Origin of the sequence: Thalassospira marina (assembly GCF_002844375.1) — a bacterium.
GTDB lineage: Bacteria > Pseudomonadota > Alphaproteobacteria > Rhodospirillales > Thalassospiraceae > Thalassospira > Thalassospira marina.
On record NZ_CP024200.1, the window covers coordinates 824,830 to 842,634 of the forward strand.

Annotated in this window: 15 protein-coding genes; 11 read left to right on the top strand and 4 right to left on the bottom strand. The window is 54.0% G+C overall.

From position 1 onward, the window contains the following. Positions 1 to 35 precede the first annotated feature (35 nt). The 11 genes from CSC3H3_RS25070 to CSC3H3_RS23935 are packed head-to-tail and all read left to right on the top strand — an operon-like array spanning position 36 to position 12,818. Complete coding sequence (locus CSC3H3_RS25070) at positions 36 to 1,484, top strand: diaminobutyrate--2-oxoglutarate transaminase (protein ID WP_281262550.1); 1,449 nt, start codon at positions 36 to 38, stop codon at positions 1,482 to 1,484. Then, positions 1,471 to 2,889, top strand: coding sequence for a DHA2 family efflux MFS transporter permease subunit (locus CSC3H3_RS23890; protein WP_101286804.1), 1,419 nt, complete (start codon positions 1,471 to 1,473; stop codon positions 2,887 to 2,889). Before CSC3H3_RS25070 ends, CSC3H3_RS23890 begins: the two co-directional genes overlap by 14 nt. Before the next feature lie 44 nt (positions 2,890 to 2,933). Further along, the gene (locus tag CSC3H3_RS23895) at positions 2,934 to 4,790 is read left to right on the top strand and encodes an IucA/IucC family protein (protein WP_101286900.1); all 1,857 of its coding nucleotides are present in this window, start codon (positions 2,934 to 2,936) and stop codon (positions 4,788 to 4,790) included. After that, the gene (locus CSC3H3_RS23900) at positions 4,780 to 5,556 is read left to right on the top strand and encodes an HpcH/HpaI aldolase family protein (protein WP_101286805.1); all 777 of its coding nucleotides are present in this window, start codon (positions 4,780 to 4,782) and stop codon (positions 5,554 to 5,556) included. The genes CSC3H3_RS23895 and CSC3H3_RS23900 overlap by 11 nt, the downstream gene beginning before the upstream one ends. A 1-nt stretch (position 5,557) precedes the next feature. Then, positions 5,558 to 7,429, top strand: a complete 1,872-nt coding sequence (locus CSC3H3_RS23905) for an IucA/IucC family protein (protein ID WP_101286806.1) — start codon at positions 5,558 to 5,560, stop codon at positions 7,427 to 7,429. Positions 7,430 to 7,452: 23 nt separating this feature from the next. Beyond that, entirely contained in the window at positions 7,453 to 8,502 is a 1,050-nt protein-coding gene (locus CSC3H3_RS23910; RefSeq protein WP_245881413.1) for an ABC transporter substrate-binding protein, read from the top strand. Next, a complete protein-coding gene (locus tag CSC3H3_RS23915) occupies positions 8,503 to 9,531 on the top strand; it encodes a FecCD family ABC transporter permease (RefSeq protein ID WP_101286807.1) in 1,029 nt (342 codons plus the stop codon). It begins immediately after the preceding gene. Next, positions 9,524 to 10,561, top strand: a complete 1,038-nt coding sequence (locus tag CSC3H3_RS23920; RefSeq protein ID WP_101286808.1) for a FecCD family ABC transporter permease — start codon at positions 9,524 to 9,526, stop codon at positions 10,559 to 10,561. Before CSC3H3_RS23915 ends, CSC3H3_RS23920 begins: the two co-directional genes overlap by 8 nt. A gap of 11 nt (positions 10,562 to 10,572) precedes the next feature. Beyond that, on the top strand, positions 10,573 to 11,415 hold the full coding sequence (locus CSC3H3_RS23925; protein ID WP_101286902.1) for an ABC transporter ATP-binding protein: 843 nt from the start codon (positions 10,573 to 10,575) through the stop codon (positions 11,413 to 11,415). Then, positions 11,402 to 12,208 carry an IucA/IucC family C-terminal-domain containing protein gene (locus CSC3H3_RS23930; RefSeq protein WP_157832005.1) on the top strand — a complete coding sequence of 269 codons (807 nt, stop codon included), beginning with the start codon at positions 11,402 to 11,404 and terminating at the stop codon, positions 12,206 to 12,208. The genes CSC3H3_RS23925 and CSC3H3_RS23930 overlap by 14 nt, the downstream gene beginning before the upstream one ends. Beyond that, positions 12,201 to 12,818, top strand: a complete 618-nt coding sequence (locus tag CSC3H3_RS23935) for an RraA family protein (RefSeq protein ID WP_101286809.1) — start codon at positions 12,201 to 12,203, stop codon at positions 12,816 to 12,818. The genes CSC3H3_RS23930 and CSC3H3_RS23935 overlap by 8 nt, the downstream gene beginning before the upstream one ends. A gap of 103 nt (positions 12,819 to 12,921) precedes the next feature. On the opposite strand, the gene CSC3H3_RS23940 is transcribed toward CSC3H3_RS23935, so the two are convergent. The 4 genes from CSC3H3_RS23940 to nikC form a co-directional block, all read right to left on the bottom strand. After that, a complete protein-coding gene (locus tag CSC3H3_RS23940) occupies positions 12,922 to 15,081 on the bottom strand; it encodes a TonB-dependent receptor (RefSeq protein ID WP_245881414.1) in 2,160 nt (719 codons plus the stop codon). Between the two features lie 256 nt (positions 15,082 to 15,337). Continuing rightward, positions 15,338 to 16,186, bottom strand: coding sequence for a nickel import ATP-binding protein NikE (gene nikE, locus CSC3H3_RS23945; RefSeq protein WP_101286810.1), 849 nt, complete (start codon positions 16,184 to 16,186; stop codon positions 15,338 to 15,340). Further along, positions 16,186 to 16,971 (bottom strand): ATP-binding cassette domain-containing protein, encoded by a 786-nt coding sequence (locus CSC3H3_RS23950; protein WP_101286811.1) that lies wholly within the window; start codon positions 16,969 to 16,971, stop codon positions 16,186 to 16,188. Before CSC3H3_RS23950 ends, nikE begins: the two co-directional genes overlap by 1 nt. Continuing rightward, positions 16,971 to 17,804, bottom strand: coding sequence for a nickel ABC transporter permease subunit NikC (nikC, locus tag CSC3H3_RS23955; RefSeq protein WP_425444990.1), 834 nt, complete (start codon positions 17,802 to 17,804; stop codon positions 16,971 to 16,973). Before nikC ends, CSC3H3_RS23950 begins: the two co-directional genes overlap by 1 nt. Position 17,805: the final 1 nt, after the last annotated feature.

Below are 17,805 nucleotides of genomic sequence, written 5' to 3' on the forward strand. Positions count from 1 at the left end.
ATTTCCTGTGCCATCCCCGCCCGACCATCGATTTTATCGGGGAGGCCAAGGCCAGCGAGAACCCGGTAGCAGCACAACCTGCATCAGCCCCGGTTACAACGACCCACGCACCAACACCCGCAAACGCAGATGGCAACAACGTTACCCTGCTGGCACAGCAGGAAAAGCGTGAATCAAGCGCGCGCACCTATCCGCGCCGTTTTCCCATTGCCATTGCAAAGGCACAGGGCGTTCGCGTGACCGATATGGATGGCAGGGAATATATTGATTGCCTTGCCGGTGCTGGCACCCTGGCGCTGGGCCACAACCATGAAACGGTAACATCGGCCATTCGCGACCTGATCGAGGCCGGAGCCCCCCTTCATACCCTTGATATCACCACACCCACCAAAGAAGCCTTTATTGACGAGCTTTTAACCTGCCTGCCTGGTGAATTTGCCGCACATGCCCGCGTGCATTTTTGCGGGCCAACCGGGGCGGACGGGGTTGAAGCAGCAATCAAACTTGCCAAAATCGCCACCGGGCGCAGCAATGTACTGGCCTTTCAGGGAGGATATCACGGGTCAACCCACGCCACCATGAGTTTGAGCGGCAACTGGCACCAGAAATCCGCGCTTGAAGGGTTAATGCCCAATGTCCATTTCATGCCGTATCCGTATGGGTATCGCTGCCCATTTGGCTTGGGGGGTGAGGCCGGGCAAAAGGCCGGATTAAACTTTATCCGATCCGTGCTGAGCGACCCGGAAAGCGGTGTGGCAAAGCCTGCCGCGATTATCCTGGAAGCCGTGCAGGGCGAAGGCGGCGCCATTCCCGCACCGGATGCGTGGTTGCGCGAATTACGCCAGATCACCGCCGAAAACGACGTTTTGCTGATCATTGACGAGGTGCAAACCGGTTTTGGCCGCACCGGAAAACTGTTTGCCTTTGAGCATGCCGGCATCACACCTGATATTGTGGTGATGTCAAAAGCGATTGGGGGTGGTTTGCCCCTATCGGTCATTGCCTATCACGGGAAATACGACAAATGGCGCCCCGGCGCACATATCGGCACCTTCCGCGGCAACCAGTTGGCGATGGCCGCCGGGATAAAAACCCTGCGCCATATTCGCGAAAACAACCTTGCCGACGAAGCCGCGCGCAAAGGCCAAATCCTTGAAAGCGCACTTTGCAATCTGCAGGCAAGCTTCCCTGAAATTGGCGATGTACGCGGACGTGGCCTGATGATGGGGGTGGAAATGGTCGAATATGGCGCCATTACCGACCATCAGGGACACCCAAAAGCCAGCCCGGCCCTTGCCAGCGCCATTCAGAAAACCTGTTTTGCCAAGGGCCTGATCCTTGAGGTTGGCGGGCGGCATTCGGCAGTCTTGCGGTTTTTACCACCGCTGATCATTAGCGACGGCGAATTACGCGATGTGATCGGCATTTTCAGCCAGGCCGTTAGCGAAAACTGCCGCGAACGGACGTTACATGTTGCAGAGTAAATCCCCAACCATCCCGCCTTATGTGGTTATGGTGACGGTGTTGCTTGGCACATTGACCGTCAGCCTGAATAACAGTGCCTTAAACCCGGCCATTCCCGAATTCATGACGATATTCGGGACCGGCCCGCTTCTGGCAAGCTGGATTGTGGCCGGGTTTATGATGGCGATGGGCCTGACCATGCCCTTAACCGGCTATCTCAGCGCGCGATACGGCAAAAGGCGGATTTACCTGATTGGCCTGGCCCTGTTCATTTGCGGGTCGCTGGCCGGGGCACTGGCAGGCGATATTTATGGCGTGCTGACGGCACGGGCCCTGCAGGGCGTTGCGGGGGGATTGATCATCCCCCTTTCCCTGCCGCTGATTTTTGCTGCCTATGGCAAGGAAAAACGTGGCCGTATTACCGGCATTTGGGGCACCGCCGTAATGCTGGCACCCGCCATTGGCCCGTTTATTGGCGGCGTGGTGCTGGAACTTTCAAGCTGGCCGGTTTTGTTTGTCATGAACATTCCTGTCGGGCTGGTGGCCTTTGGCATTGCCGCCACCGCCCTGCCCAAAACCGGCGATGGCTTGCAAAACAACCTGCCATTTGATGGCACCGGCTTTGTTTTGGCGACACTGGCAATTGGCACGACAATGTTATGGCTGAACCTGGCACCACAGGGCATTTTGCCCGATGCGATGTTGTGGCTGCTGCCGGTTATTGCGGCACTATCGTTGGGCGCATTTATCCTGGTGGAAATGCGGGGACAAAACCCGCTTTTAAGCCCGGCACTGTTTACGCATTCGACCTATCGTACCTGCATCATCATCGTCACCGTGCAATCGGTTGGCATGTTTGTCACGGTTGTTCTGGTGCCGCTTTTGATGCACACGATTTTGGGTCTGAATGCGATCTGGACCGGGTCGGCGCTGGTATGCACTGCGATTTTTGCCAGTATATCGGTCAATCTTGGTGGGCGCTGGCTGGATTGGCAGGGGCCCCGCCCCACCATTTTAAGCGGCCTTATCATCACCTGTTTTGCCACCCTTGCCCTTGGTTTTTGTGACGGGCAAACATCCCTTCCTGCCCTGTTCGGGCTCATGGCATTGCGCGGGGTCGGGCTGGGCCTTTCCTATATTCCGGCAACAACGGCAGGCCTTAATGGCATTCCTGAAAACCTGCTGACCCAGGCAACGGCGATGAACAACATTTCGCGCCGGGTGGTGTCATCGGCCGGAATTGTTGCGGCATCGGCCTATCTGGAATGGCACCGCCAGGGCACCCCCGCAAATCCTGCACAAACGCTTGAGGCCATCGGCCAGGTTTTCTGGGTCACGGGTGGCATGATCGCCTGCCTTTTACCCGTCGCAAGCCGCCTGCCATCCAAGGCATTCCGGCAAATCGCAACCGGGGGCGCAGCATGACCTTAAGCGCACCAATAACAAATTCAAATTCGGGAAACGAGCCGATGAATATTCATACAAGCCCCGCACAAACGGGCATTAGCACCGAACAGGCACCCCTTACGGCGTGGATCAACAGCCAAAATGATGCCTGCTTTCAGGCGGTTGAAAACCGGGTGTTGCGCCAGCTTGTCCAGACCCTGATTTTTGAAAAAATCATTCCGGCCCGTTACGACGAAACCACTAATGCCAGCCAGTTTAGCGTATCGGGCAAAACAGCCCTTAATCGCGATGTAACCTATATCTTCGCCGGGCAACGCATGAAAAGCTTTGGCCAGGTGAAGCTAACCGGCCAGCCGATGCGATGGGCAGCCGACAACGACGGCGCCCCCGCCAGCCTGAGCAGCTTTATCGACGAAGTGCTGCGCCATATTCCCGGCACCATCAATTTGACCCCGTTCATCGAAGAACTTGAACAAACCCTGATCAAGGATGTGCAAAGCCTTTCGCAACCGCTGGCACAGGATTTATCGAGGTATTTGAGCGATTATAACGCGTTGGAAGGGTTGATCATGGACGCCCATTCCTACCATGCCTGTTATAAATCGCGCATCGGCTTTACGTTGAATGACAACGAAGCCTTCGGCCCGGAATTTCGCCGCGATATCGAATTGGTGTGGGTTGCCATCAAAAACGACCGGGCCGATATTGGCGTTTCTGGCGATTATGATTATCAGCGCGCGATTGACAACCAGCTGACCGAAAATGACCAAAGCCGGTTTGGCCGTACCCTTGCACAAGCCGGGCTGGATTTTGCCGATGTCAGATTACTGCCGGTTCACCCCTGGCAATGGCACCACAAAATCGCACCGACATTTCACCGCGAAATCCGCGATGGGACGATCATTTATCTGGGCATTGGCGAAGAAGCCTACCGTGCACAACAATCCATTCGCACACTGGCCAACAACGACAATGCCAGCCGCCCCTATTTGAAGGTGGCGATGAACCTTACCAACACGTCAAGCACGCGCATTCTGGCAAACCATACGGTGCGCAACGGCCCGGTAATTACCGACTGGCTGGCGGGATTGCTGGCCGAAAGTGGCGCGGAAAAAACGCCGGATTTCGTTATTTTGCGCGAATTTTTGGGCGCCAGCTTCAATTATGAAAGCCTGCCCGAACATCGGCGTGCCAGTGCCTATGGGTCGCTTGGGGCGGTTTGGCGCGAAAATGTCACCAAATATCTGCGTAACGGCGAAGTGGCCTTTCCGTTTAACGGGTTGCCCCACATGCAGCAAAACGGCAAACCCGTTATTGATGGCTGGATCAAACAGCATGGCCTGCAGGAATGGACGGCACAATTGATTCGGGTGTCAGTCCTGCCGATCCTGCATTTGCTATATGCCGAAGGCATCGGCCTTGAATCGCATGGGCAAAATATTGTTCTGATCCATAAAAACGGTTGGCCGGAACGCATTGCCCTGAAGGATTTTCATGACGGTGTCCGTTATTCCCCAGCCGATCTGGCGCGGCCGCAAAAGGCACCCAGCCTGCATGCCGCACCCGCCAGTCATTTGAAGTTAAACCGCAATTCCTTCATCATCACCGATGATGTCAATGCCGTGCGCGATTTTACCTGCGATGCGTTTTTCTTTATCGCCTTGGCTGAAATCGCCATTTTCCTGAACCGGGAATACGGGCTGGCCGAAAGCTGGTTCTGGCAAACCACCGCCGGGATCATAAAGGATTATCAAAACCAGCATCCCGAACATGAAACCCGGTTTGCAAAATTTGATGTTTTCGCACCCACCATCCAGGTCGAGGAACTGACCAAACGCCGCCTGTTTGGCGATGGTGAAGCCCGGTTCATGCAGGTGGAAAACCCGCTTCATGTTTATGGGGCACGCGATGCTGACTAAAAACGCCTTAAAAGCCGCGATTGATAGCGGACAGCGGGCCTATGGCCTGTTTTGTTCCATCCCGTCACCCAGCGCGGTTGAACTGGTGGGCGAAGCCGGTTTCGATTTTGTCATTATCGATACCGAACATGTGCTGGTGAACCCCGAAACCCTTGAAAATATGATCCGCGCGGCCGATGCGATTGGCCTGACGGCCCTTGTCCGTGTGCCCGATAAGGATGCAAAGTTTATTCTGCGCGTCCTTGATGCCGGGGCAAAGGGCATTGTTGTGCCAATGGTCGAAAGTGCCAGCCAGTTGCGCCATGCCATTACGGCGGCCCGTTATCATCCCTATGGCAAACGCAGCCTAAATGGCGGGCGGGCGGGCGCATTCGGCAAACAAAGCCTGGCCGATTACATGGATTTCGCTAACGGTGAAATCATGGTGATTGCCATGATTGAAAGCCTCGCCGGGCTTGAAAATATCGACGAGATTTTGACCGTGCGGGGCCTTGATATGGTTTTGGAAGGGGCCGCCGACCTTAGCCAGTCGCTTGGGAAACCCTGGCAAATCAGTGATCCTGAAATTCAGGCGCACCTGCATGATTTGCAACGCAAATGCCAAAGTGCCGGCATTCCGTTTTGTGCCATCCCCCGCGAAGCCGACGAACACCAGAACTGGTTGAACAGGGGTGTTTCCACCTTTGTTTTGGGCGACGAACGCGGCATCGCCTTTCGCGCGATCAAAAACAAAATCGACACGACCAAAGAAAACGCAGGACACTGACATGAACGCAATTACCGATTTAAAGGCAAAGGCCGACCGTTTGATCCTGCAGGATCTGTTTGAAAGCCTGGTGGCCGAAGATTATTTTACCGACCTTAACATCACGATACGCCCTATCGAAGATGCCACCAAAACCGGCATTATCGCCCCGTTAACAGGCGACGATACCCCGGAAGATGGGCAAATCTGGCAATGGCATGTGGCAGATGGGGTCGATATTTTCGCCGTGATCACCCCGGCAGTTCTTTATCCCTATCTGCTTGTGCCGGAAAGCCAGGTTGTACTGGTTAATGAAAATGGCCTGCAGGTACTGGGTTGCCTTACATTTTTTGACCAGATCGGCGCGCACCTGATTGCAACACAACCCGATTGCGCCGAAGGCGTTGCCGTATTTCGCGATATGCTATCAACCAGCATTGCGCAAATGGCATTATCGCTTTCGCATCGCATCAATACAGGCGACCTGTTGGTGCAGGCCCCGCACGATTTTTTCCAGAATATGGAACAGTGGGCATCATTTCGTGACCGCCCCTATCACCCGGTAGCAAAGGCCAAAATGGGCCTTACGACCAGCGATTATGCAACCTTCATGGCCGAATTTGACCAGGATATTCCCATGGTCTGGATTGCGGTGGAAAGCATGACTTTAATGCTGGGAGAAGAATTGAATAATAACGCCAAACCAGCCATTTCCGATTACCTTTTGACCGATGGTGAAAAGGCCGATCTGGATGCTGAATTGCAGGCAAAGGGCCTTGCCCAAACGCATATGGCGTTGCCGGTCCACCCCTGGCAGCTGGAAAATTACATCAAACCGCATTATGCCGCCGAACTGGCCAATGGCACCTGCCATATCCTTGATTTCCGGGGATATGTGGTTAAGGCGACGTCTTCGTTGCGATCAATGGCGCCGCGCCATGACGGGCAGCATTACCTGAAACTGCCCATGCATATTTTTTCGCTGGCAGCATCGCGCTACCTGCCCGCGGTGAAAATGATTAATGGCAATCTTAGCGAAACGCTTTTGCGCAAGGGTCTGAAACAGGATGCCAAATTGCAAAAGCGTGTTCATGTTTGCGATGAATATAGCTGGTGGGCCTATTTCCCCGAAGGCACCAGCCTGTTTGATGAACGACCCCGGCATTTATCGGCAATGGTGCGCACTTACCCAGCCGTTTTGGGTGATGAAACTTGCCGGTTGATTCCGATGGCGGCCCTTGGCACGCCCCTTCCTGGCAGCAAAGCGCATTTCTTTGACGAATGGCTGAAGGCCCGCGACCTGCCAGCAACAGCGGAAAATGTGCAATTGCTGTTTGCCGAGCTGTGCGACACGTTTTTTGACATCAATTTCCGCATGTTCCGCATTGGCATGCTGGCCGAAATTCACGGGCAGAATACCGTTCTTGTCTGGCAAAACGGGCAGGCACAGGGGTTGTTGCTGCGTGATCATGATTCACTGCGCATTTTTGTGCCCTGGCTGGAACGCAACGGGTTGGCCGACCCCGAATATCGCATCAAAAAAGGTTATGCCAACACCCTGTATCACGACCGCCCGGAAGATTTACTATTTTACCTGCAAACATTGGGCATTCAGGTCAATTTACGGGCGATTGCCGAAACACTGGCCGGGATTTACGACATACCGGTACGCACGATGTGGGCAACCATGAAAAAGGCCGCGATGCAGGCCCTTGATCGTGTGGGCTTTGCCGCTGATGATCGCGCCATGATTGCACATCACCTGTTTGACACACCAAATTGGCCCTATAAACAACTGGTGCGGCCAATTATTGCCCGTGCCGGTGGCCCCGGCAGCATGCCCTGGGGCAAAGGCGAAATTCAAAACCCGTTTCACACACCTGACAACACCTGATTAAAGCAAAAACGACATACGCCATGACACAACGTTTATCGGGACATGCCGGTTTATGGACATTACTTTGTAATGTCCTGATCGGCCCCCGCCCCCGAAAAGACCGCAAATATGCACGCACCCCGTTGCTTTTACTGGCAACGGGTATGGCATTTTTATGCACATTGCCATCACGGCCCGCCTTTGCCGATACCGCACCTGCCGGGCAAATTCGCACCATCACCCATGACATGGGCACAACCGACATCAAAGGCACGCCCAAACGCATTATCACCCTGTTTCAAGGCGCAACGGACACCGCCATTGCCCTTGGCGTAAAACCGGTGGGTGTTGTTGAATCCTGGGTCAGCAAACCGGCCTATCCCTATTTGCGCAACGCACTTGAAGGCACCGAATATGTGGGCCTGGAAACCCAGCCCAACCTAGAAAAACTGGTTGCCCTGAAACCTGACCTGATCATTGCATCCAAATTCCGGCATGAAACGCTGTATCCGCAGCTTTCAGCAATTGCGCCGGTGGTGTTCCTGGACGAGATTTTCGATTTCAAACACACCCTGACCCTGATGGGCGCGGCATTGAACCGCACGGAGAAAGCCAACCAGCTTTTGAACCAGTGGAATGCACGGGTTGCACATTTCAAAAAAGAAATGTCACAACGCGATAATATAAAATGGCCCATGACGGTATCGCTTTTGAATTTTCGCGCCGATCATTTACGTTTGCTATCGCATCGCAGTTTTTCCGGCCTGATCATGAACGAACTGGGGTTCGAACAATCATCCATGGCCGATACCAATAACTGGATTTACAAAAAGCTGACCAGCAAGGAAGCCCTGCCGATTATCAATGCCGATACGTTTTTTGTGTTTCTGCGCGCTGAAAACCCGGCCGTTCGCGAAAATTATGATGCCTGGCGCAGCCACCCGCTGTGGAAAGCCTTAAAGGCCAGCCGCAACCAGCAGATTTACGAAGTGGATGAAATCACCTGGAGCCTTTCGGGCGGCATCATGGGCGCAAACATGATCCTGGATGATTTATACCGGATCTATGATGTTTCGGCACTGGATGGCTAAATGACACAAACCCAACAGCCATCAACCACCAGCACCCTCACCCGCGAAACCACGGCCCTTGGGCTGCTGGTTTTGCTGTTTGCTGCAGCGTTTTTCGCCAGCCTGACGATGGGGCAATACCCGGTTTCGCTGCATGATGCGTTCAATGCGCTTTTTCATTTTGATGAAAATGTCGTGGAACAGATCATTGTCATCACCAGCCGCCTGCCCCGCACCATCATGGCGTGTTTTGTCGGTGCGGCATTGGGCATTTCGGGTGTGTTGATGCAGGCCGTGACCCGCAACCCGCTGGCATCGCCCAGCATTTTGGGCATCAATAGTGGTGCGATTTTCCTGATTGTGCTGGCATCCACGCTGGCACCACACCTTTCCATTCACGGGCTGATCTGGGTCGGGATGGCTGGTGCCGCCCTGGCGGGTGGCATTGTTTATCTGCTGGGCAGTCTGGGCAGCGGCGGGCTGACGCCGACGCGACTGGTGCTGGGTGGTGCGGCGCTCACGGCACTTTTTGTATCCTTTACCCAGGCGGTTCTGGTGGTCAATCAGGATGGGTTGGATCGTATTTTATTCTGGCTGGCGGGGTCGCTGGCCGGGCGGGATCTTGATAGTTTCCTTCCGGTTATGCCCTATATCGCGGCGGGTATAATCGCCAGCCTGTTTATCGGCAGGCATGTCAATATCCTGATGTCGGGTGATGATATTGCCAAGGGGTTGGGGCAAAACACTGCCATTTTGAAAATCACGATTGCGGGCCTGGTTATTCTGCTGGCGGGCAGTTCGGTTTCGGCAGTTGGCAATATCGCCTTTTTGGGGCTGATTGTACCCCATATCGTGCGCCTTTCGGTAACCGGTGATCATCGCTGGTTAATCCCGCTAAGCGGGCTTGCCGGTGCGGTATTGCTGCTGGTTTCCGATATCATCGCCCGCCAGATCATCATGCCAGAAGAATTGCCCATTGGCGCGATGACCGCCATTTTGGGTGCCCCGCTGTTTGTTTTGCTGGCACGACGGAATTTTGCCTATGGCTGATTTTTCCATTTCCCAAACGCCACCGGCACCATCGCAAATTACCAATCCCGCCCGGGGCAATGGCCCGGCCGTGGCAACAATTGCCATCATCACCCTGTTTGCGGCCCTGCTTGCCTGCCTGATCGGGCCGGAAAGTGTTACCATTGGCGATGTTTTTAACACACTAATGGGCACACAAAGCGGCCCGGCAGGTTTTATCATTCATGATTTGCGCCTGCCGCGTATTGCCATGGCGCTGCTGGTGGGGGCGGGTCTTGCCGTTTCCGGGCTGATTTTGCAATCATTGGTGCGCAACCCGCTGGCATCGCCCGATATCATCGGCATTACCGGCGGGGCATCGGTTGCGGTTGTGGTGTATTTTGGCTGGCTGGCATCAAGCATCAGTGTCGTATGGCTGCCGCTTATCGCATCTTGCGGGTCGGCAATTACGGCGGGGTTGATCCTGTTTTTGGCCTGGCGTGGCACCATCGAACCGGCCCGCCTTATCCTGATCGGTATTGGCATATCGGCGACTGCCGGGGCATTAACGACATTGTTGATGGTGTTTAGCTCGGATATGACCAATCTTTCGGCCTATATCTGGCTGACCGGCAGTGTTTATGGCGCCAACTGGAATGATGTTTGGCAAATTACCCCCTGGGTTATTGTACCGCTGATCCCGCTTGTCATGATGGGGCGTACGTTAAATACCCTGTTATTGGGGCAGGATGTTGCCATCAGCCTGGGTATTCCGGTGCAAATGGTGCGGCTGCTATGCCTGGGTGGCTGTGTCATCCTGGCCAGTGCGGCGGTGGCCCATGCAGGCGGCATCGGCTTTGTCGGCCTTCTTGCCCCGCATATGACGCGCCGCTTTGTCAAAGGCAGCATTTCCCTGCAAATACCGGCAACAGCCCTGATGGGCGGTTTGCTGGTTTTGGTCGCCGATACGGTCGGGCGCAGCCTTTTTGGCGCGCTGGACCTGCCTGCGGGAATTTTTGTGTCCGCAATTGGCACACCTTTTTTCATCTATCTTCTTTATCGCCAAAAATGAAAACAGTTTCCATGCCCTCACTTGAAAGCCAGGCCGTTACCCTTGGCTATGAAAACAACATCATTATTCGCGACCTTGATCTTGCCATTCCCGAAGGCAAAATCACGGTTCTGGTTGGTGCCAATGGCTGTGGTAAATCCACATTGCTGCGTGCGCTGGCACGGTTGCTAAAGCCCCTTGATGGCGAAATTTTCCTGGGCGATAGCCCAATTGCCAGAATGGCCGGGTCCGACATTGCCAAAAAGCTGTCGATCCTGCCGCAAGGGCCGGATGCCCCGGAAGAACTGACCGTTTATCAACTGATCCGGCAGGGACGATATCCCTATCAAAAGTGGTTGCGCGGCTGGTCGGCCGAGGACGAAGCCATGGTTGAACAGGCGATGCAGGCCACAGGGTTAGGCGACCTGCGCCACCGCCCGTTACAGAAACTTTCGGGCGGGCAGCGCCAGCGCGCCTGGATTGCGCTGACGCTGGCACAAAATACCGATATCATCCTGCTTGATGAACCCACCACCTATCTTGATATGTCCCATCAGGTGGATATTCTGGAACTGCTGCACAGCCAGAACCGCAAGGCTGGCAAAACCATTGTCATGGTGCTCCATGACCTTTACCTCGCCAGCCGCTATGCCGACCATTTGATCACGCTTCGGGACGGCAAAATATATGCACAGGGCACCCCACAGGACATTGTCACCACAGACCTTGTCCGTGCCGTATTTGACCTTGAATGCCAGATATTCCAGGACCCGCTAACCGGCACGCCGATTTGTATTCCGCTGGGCCATATTCAAAATGCCCGCCCGGAACATAATGTGCAGGATGGTCAGGATACCGCCCATGACGCGCCCTGATAAATCCGCCCCAAATGCGGCACCATCACCAGCATTTAAGGCGCAACAGGCGCTTGAGGCCCTTTGTGGCTTACAAACGCTGCCCGGTCCGTTACCGGAAAATACACGCGCTGCAGCCGACCTTCTTGATGGCGATAATTGCCGCAAACTGCTTGATGCATTGGGCCCGGTTATCGGTTCGCGCTCTCGCAAGATAACGGCGTCGCTGCTGTCAAAACGTATTGCCTTTCTGTTTACCGCAGGCGGGCTTTACCCAGTAAGTATGCATGATCAGGCGTTTGATATGTCACTTGGTAATTGCGTGGTTGATTACCGCCATGACGGCCATCGCTGGCAATCCGCCCTGCTGTTACGCACGCTTGATGGCATATCGGCCCCAGCCAATGATCGCGATGCCTGGCGCGAACACACGTGTAAAACATTATTTTCCGGCAACCTTGCGCCTATCTGGCAGGCGCTGCATGAGGCATCTGGGGTCAGCCTTTCGATTTTGTGGGAAAACACCGCTGTTCGTATTTTTTCGCTATATGAACGGCGGATGATGCGCGAACCGGATGCACAAAAACTGGCGCAGATCCGTGCGGATTTTGATTTTCTGTTGCGTCAGGCCGATAGCAGCATTTTTGGCACACCCAAAAACCCGCTGGGGTCGTTTTATTTCGATAAAACAAAAACGGCGGATGCGGAAATCAGATATCGCCGTACCTGCTGTTATTATTATCTGACCCCACCCAAGGAATATTGTTCGACCTGTCCGCTGCTGTTAAAACCGCGGGTGAAAAAACATGCATGAAATTAATAATATTACCGATGAAATATCGGACGAGATAATTGAATTTTTCCGCCATATCGATACGTCCACCATCGGCCATTTAACCACCGATGGTTACATCCCGGGGATTTCGGCGCAGACAGGCACGGCCCGCCTGATTGGCCGGGTGATGACGGTATCGCTGCCCAAAACCGATGGCGGTGTGCTTTATCATGCCCTGGTAAAAAGCAGACCGGGCGATGTTATCGTCGTTTCAATGCCGGAACATACAAACTATGCCTGCTGGGGTGAATTGCGCACAATTGCCGCCCTGATCAAAAATGTTGCTGGCATGATAACCGATGGATGCGTAACCGATATCGCGGCCCTTCGCGTACTCCCCTTCCCGGTGTTTGCCACCGGCATCAGCCCGATTACCACCTGCAAGCAGGACCTGGCGGGAACCATCAATGCGCCCATCACCCTTGCCGGACAGGAGGTTTTGCCGGGTTCATTGGCCATTGGTGATGAAGACGGACTTTTTATTCTATCCCCTGCCAAAGCCGCCGAAATTATGCAACCGGCGCTGGAGAAGCAAAAACGCGACGCGGCGAAGCGCGATGAATTGCTGGCAAAGCTGCGTGCTGGTTGATTCCCACCTACGCCGTCCCAATCATAAAACACCCGGCAATAAAAACGCCCCGCGATATCAGGATCGCGGGGCGTTTTCGTTTACTTATCGGGGCGGGGTCTGATTAAAAATCAATCGAGTAACCGACCGTCAAAGTCCGGCCACGACCCTTGAAGTAGCGTTCATCATTCGCCAATGCACTTTGCGAATAATAGGTGATGTAATCTTCGTTAAACAGGTTTTCGACCGACATGCTGACACGGCCCGCCGGCAGGCGGTACACAGCGGAAAGGTCAGCAATGGTATAGCCGTCGAAATCCATGTCCGCATTGTCGAACTTCTTCGAGAAGTTGTGCTGTACCTGGAAGAAGGTCGAGAATTTTTCCGTCCAGATGCTGTTCCAGCTTGCGATCAGGCGGTTTGGCGACACATTGAGACCGTCAAGATTGGAATCAAGCGACCCATTTTCATCGCTGTCATATTTGCCCTGCGAATAGGCGTAGCTCAGCCCGACTTTATTGTCGGTATTCACCCAGTACCCAACCGATGCTTCAAGCCCGCGAATACGGGTTTTCTGCCGTTCGACAAAGAAATCATCGCCCTGACGACGCAGGCGTGAACCCAGTTCGGCATTGGATTCATAAACGCTGATTTCACCATCCCAAACGGAATCATCATACCGCACACCGATTTCACGGTTATCGGTCACGATCGGTTCGAGATTAAGGAAGGTGTCCACATCCTGCCCGGTGGTGTTGATACCACGCAGAACACGGCCCACATCAGGCATGCCAAAACCTTCAGAATAGTTGGCAAACAGCGACACGGTTTCAACCGGGCTATAGGTAATGCCAAAATTATAAAGGGTTTCCTTAAAGGACGGGTTACCACCATCCACCGTTACGCCATTGGCCGATGCGACAGTCTGGAATGTCGGTACATCCAGTTCAGCGACTTCATAGCGTACACCGGAATGGAAGCTTAGCTTGTCGGTCACCTTCAACTGGCCCTGCACAAAAGGCGCATAATTGTAATAGGTGGTTTCCGGCACCCAGTCCCGGTTGGTCATGATCAGTTTTTGATCGGTGGTATCGCTTAATACGTCAAAGCCGGTCGTGACTTTAAGATGGTCATTAAACAGGCCATCCTTAATCAGTGTCACCTTGCTGCCCAGCTTGGTTGAATCCGCCTGGGACTGATCGGTGCCGTCCGGCGATAATGTTGGATCGACAAAGGTCGAGGATTTGGTGACACCAAAACGGCCTTCAAAATCCTGGTGATAGGCCTGGATTTTCAGGTCCATTCCCAGAAAATCGCTGTTTTCGTAATCAAGGCTGGTGGTGAAAACCTGGTTGCGCGGGGCTTCACCCAATGGCGTGCCCTTGGCCGATGTGGTCGGAATACCCGCATCACGGTCGCCCATCACGCTGACGTAATTCATTTTGCCTTCGGACAGGAAATAGTTGAATTCAACACCAATCGACTGGTCATCATCGATCCAGTAGGTGCCTTTGGTCAGCACGTCGTAGCTGCGTGAATCCATAAGATCGCCCTGGGTGTTATCCACGCCCACCGGGTCGCCATTGGCATCAAGATAAAGGCCCTGATCCTCGACCGTGGCCGACATCAGATAATCAAACTTTTCCGTCCCGCCGTTAAAACCGTAACCCAGTTTGTAGTTTTCGGTTTCATTATCAATCTGGCTGGTTGGGGTCGTTGTTTGCACATTCAGGTGCTGGTTAAAGGTGCCCGGCTCCGGCCGTTTGGTAATATAGTTGATGATACCGCCCGTCGCGCCCAGCCCGTGAATGGCATTGGCCCCGTGGATCACCTCGATCCGGTCAACCATCGAAAGGTCAATGGTGTGGGCTGAACGGCCCGTGGGGCGCAGCGGGTTGGATTGCGGAACACCGTCAATCATGAAAAGCGGCGTACGACCGCGAAATGTTTCGCCACTGCCCGTCAGTTTTTCACGCGCCGGGGTGTAGGACGGCAGAAGATTTGCCAATGCCTTGGATGAATCCGTTGAAATGGCCAGCTGCTGTTCGATCTGTTCCCGGGTTATCACCGTCACCTTTTGCGGTGAGGATTTTATGTCCGAATTTGTCCGGCTCGACGAGATGATGACCGGCGAAAGCGTGGTTGCCTCGTGCAACTGTTCGACTTCAGCCGCTTCTTCATCCTCGACTTTTGGTTTCTCGCTTTCAGATTGTGCGAAGGCCTGCTGCATTGCCAACAGTGAACAGCCAATCGCCAAAGCGGATGTCAAACCAAGCTTCTTCAAAAGAACCCCCTATGCAAATCCCTGTAGAATCTGCAGCAACCTACACACTCCCCAATAGCATTGCAAATAATTATGAGAATCTTTCGCATTTAATTTTGAAATGACACCAAACTGCAAAAACGCCCGATCCCTGCCCGCCCGAATTCCCTAAAACCGGCAGAAATCCACAGTTATTTGAATGTTGAATAGCTGATCTCGCCATCATTTTTCGGCAACATCAAAACACCCGGCACAAGCCGGGTGCTGAAAAATGCTTCTATGCATGAGCAGGATGCCCGATGTCTATCTTATGCCCCGAATTAAAACTCGGAGGTGCCACAAGCCCAAGGGGCCAGGCAGGCAGAATGGCGTTTTGCAATGCCAGGCTGGCCGGGTGGGTAAAAAGAAGCTGCTCATTGACGGCGCATTCTTCGACGATTTTGCCATCAGCCATCACCAAAACGCGCGAACAGAACCGTTCCACCAGCCGCAAATCGTGGGTGATAAACAGGAATGACAAGCCTTCTCTTTCCTGCAGGCGGCGCAAAAGCGCCAATACCTGAATTTGCAAAAGCAAATCCAGGTTGGAAACGGCTTCATCAAGAATGACCAGGCGGGGACCAGGTGCCAATGCGCGTGCAATACAGACCCGCTGCAGTTGACCACCGCTTAATTCTGGTGGGCGTTTGGTGAGGGTATTTTCATCCAGTTCAACCATTGCCAGCAATTCCCGCATCCTGTTTTGCCGGTCACGGGCCGACAAATCGGTTAGATGACGCAACGGTTCGCCGATGATATCGCCAATTGCCTTGCGCGGGTTCACTGCTGAAATGGAATCCTGAAACACCATTTGCACCGACCGGCGAAAATCGCGGGTGTCGGCAGTGTTCAGGCCACACACAGGTTTTCCAGCAAACTGAATATTGCCTTTTCGCGGTGTCTCCAGCCCCATCATCAGGCGGGCAAGCGTGCTTTTGCCACATCCGCTGCGCCCCAAAAGGGCCAATGTTTCGCCCTTGGCCACCGTCAACGAAACATCGCATAGAACCGGTTTATAGGGCCCGGAACGCAAAAGTGTTGCGGCTTGATAGCCATGCAAAACGTTTTGAATGGATAAAATGGTCATCAGGCGACCTCCTGCCCATACAGTGACAAATGGGCAGCCACCAGATTGCGGGTTATGACATGTTCTGGTGCGGCAAATATCTGCGCAACCGGCGCCATTTCGACGATCCGTCCCTGATCCATGACCGCAACATCATCGGCCAGGCGCGCCACCCCCCCCATATCGTGGGTTACCAGCAAAATTCCCATATTCCGACGGGTCACAAGGGTTTCCAGCAGATCAAGAATGTGTTTTTGCACCACCAGATCAAGATCGGTTGTGGGTTCATCCGCAAACAGGAATGGCGGATTGCCCAGCAGGGCAAGAGCGATCATTACGCGCTGAAGCATACCGCCGCTAAGCTCAAATGGATGTAACCCCAACATACCTGCCGGGTCATCCAGCCCGACATCGGCAAAGGCCGCGATAACGGCATCATCAAGCGATGCATATTCCACCCCCAACGCCTTCAGGGTTTCACGCGCATGGGCCCGCATCGTCATCACCGGGTTAAATGCACTGCGCGGATTTTGCATGATGGAACCCACCACCCTGCCACGAAGTGCTGCAAAGGATATTGCTTTGTCACCCAGACGGGCCTGACCCATTTCACGCTTCACCCCCGAGGGCAAAACATCAAGCCAGCCCGCACAGCTTATCGATTTTCCCGACCCGCTGGCACCAACCAAGGCAAGCACACGCCCGGCCTGAACCGAAAGCGAGAGACCATCCACCAGGGTTCGCAGTTTCCCGCCCTGATGGGTCGTGATGCGTAAATCCGACAGGGTTAAAGTTGATACCGGCATTAATGGGCGTGCTCCTGATCAAGGAAGGGATCAAGCTGGTCGCGGATTTTGTCGCCCAGCACGTTAAAGGCCATGACACTAAGAAACAGGGCAAGGCCAGGCCATAGCATTAATAACGGGTTGGTCCAGATGAACTGCCTAGCATCATTGATCATGACACCCCATTCCGCCGTTGGCGGTGCAACACCAAGGCCCAGAAACGACAGCCCCGCTACATGCAGCATGATGTGCCCGACATCAAGGGTCGCAAGAACCAGTAATTGCGACAGGGTTGCTGGCAGTAAATGGTCGATAAAAACCCGAATGGGGCCTGCACCGGCAAGCCGTGATGCCAGAATATAATCGCGCCTTACCGCCGATATCACGATGCTGCGCACAATGCGCGCATACCAGGCCCAGTGTGACAGGACGATGGCGACAATGACATTCACAAGCCCCGTCCCCAGCATGCCAATCATGAACAATGCCAGCACCAGTGTTGGGAATGTCATGAAAATATCGGTGATGCGCATAAGCACCTGATCAACACGCCCACCGATAAACCCGGCCGCACCACCAATGACAATGCCCAGCGCAATAATGCCAGCAAGGGCAACAGCGACAGAACCAAGAGATACCCGCACCCCGCCGATCAACCGGGCGAGAATATCGCGTCCCAAATGGTCCGTCCCCAGCCAGTGGCTGGCGTTCGGAGCCAATAACCGCTGGGTCAGATCAACCGTATTGGGATGCTGCAACGTAACGACAGGGCCAAATAAAGCCAAAAACGCCAAACCCGCCACCAGCAAAAGGGAAATGCGCACCAGAAAATTTGATGTTTGCCAGAAGTCCACA

Bases quoted from the DNA above. Each gene is read 5' to 3' on its own strand.
- CSC3H3_RS23890 (WP_101286804.1), top strand. From the start codon at position 1,471: ATGTTGCAGAGTAAATCCCCAACCATCCCGCCTTATGTGGTTATGGTG.
- CSC3H3_RS23905 (WP_101286806.1), top strand. From the start codon at position 5,558: ATGAACGCAATTACCGATTTAAAGGCAAAGGCCGACCGTTTGATCCTG.
- CSC3H3_RS23930 (WP_157832005.1), top strand. From the start codon at position 11,402: ATGACGCGCCCTGATAAATCCGCCCCAAATGCGGCACCATCACCAGCA.
- CSC3H3_RS23910 (WP_245881413.1), top strand. From the start codon at position 7,453: ATGACACAACGTTTATCGGGACATGCCGGTTTATGGACATTACTTTGT.
- nikE (WP_101286810.1), bottom strand. From the start codon at position 16,186: ATGACCATTTTATCCATTCAAAACGTTTTGCATGGCTATCAAGCCGCA.
- CSC3H3_RS23915 (WP_101286807.1), top strand. From the start codon at position 8,503: ATGACACAAACCCAACAGCCATCAACCACCAGCACCCTCACCCGCGAA.
- CSC3H3_RS23895 (WP_101286900.1), top strand. From the start codon at position 2,934: ATGAATATTCATACAAGCCCCGCACAAACGGGCATTAGCACCGAACAG.
- CSC3H3_RS23900 (WP_101286805.1), top strand. From the start codon at position 4,780: ATGCTGACTAAAAACGCCTTAAAAGCCGCGATTGATAGCGGACAGCGG.
- CSC3H3_RS23935 (WP_101286809.1), top strand. From the start codon at position 12,201: ATGCATGAAATTAATAATATTACCGATGAAATATCGGACGAGATAATT.
- CSC3H3_RS23920 (WP_101286808.1), top strand. From the start codon at position 9,524: ATGGCTGATTTTTCCATTTCCCAAACGCCACCGGCACCATCGCAAATT.
- CSC3H3_RS23950 (WP_101286811.1), bottom strand. From the start codon at position 16,971: ATGCCGGTATCAACTTTAACCCTGTCGGATTTACGCATCACGACCCAT.
- CSC3H3_RS23925 (WP_101286902.1), top strand. From the start codon at position 10,573: ATGCCCTCACTTGAAAGCCAGGCCGTTACCCTTGGCTATGAAAACAAC.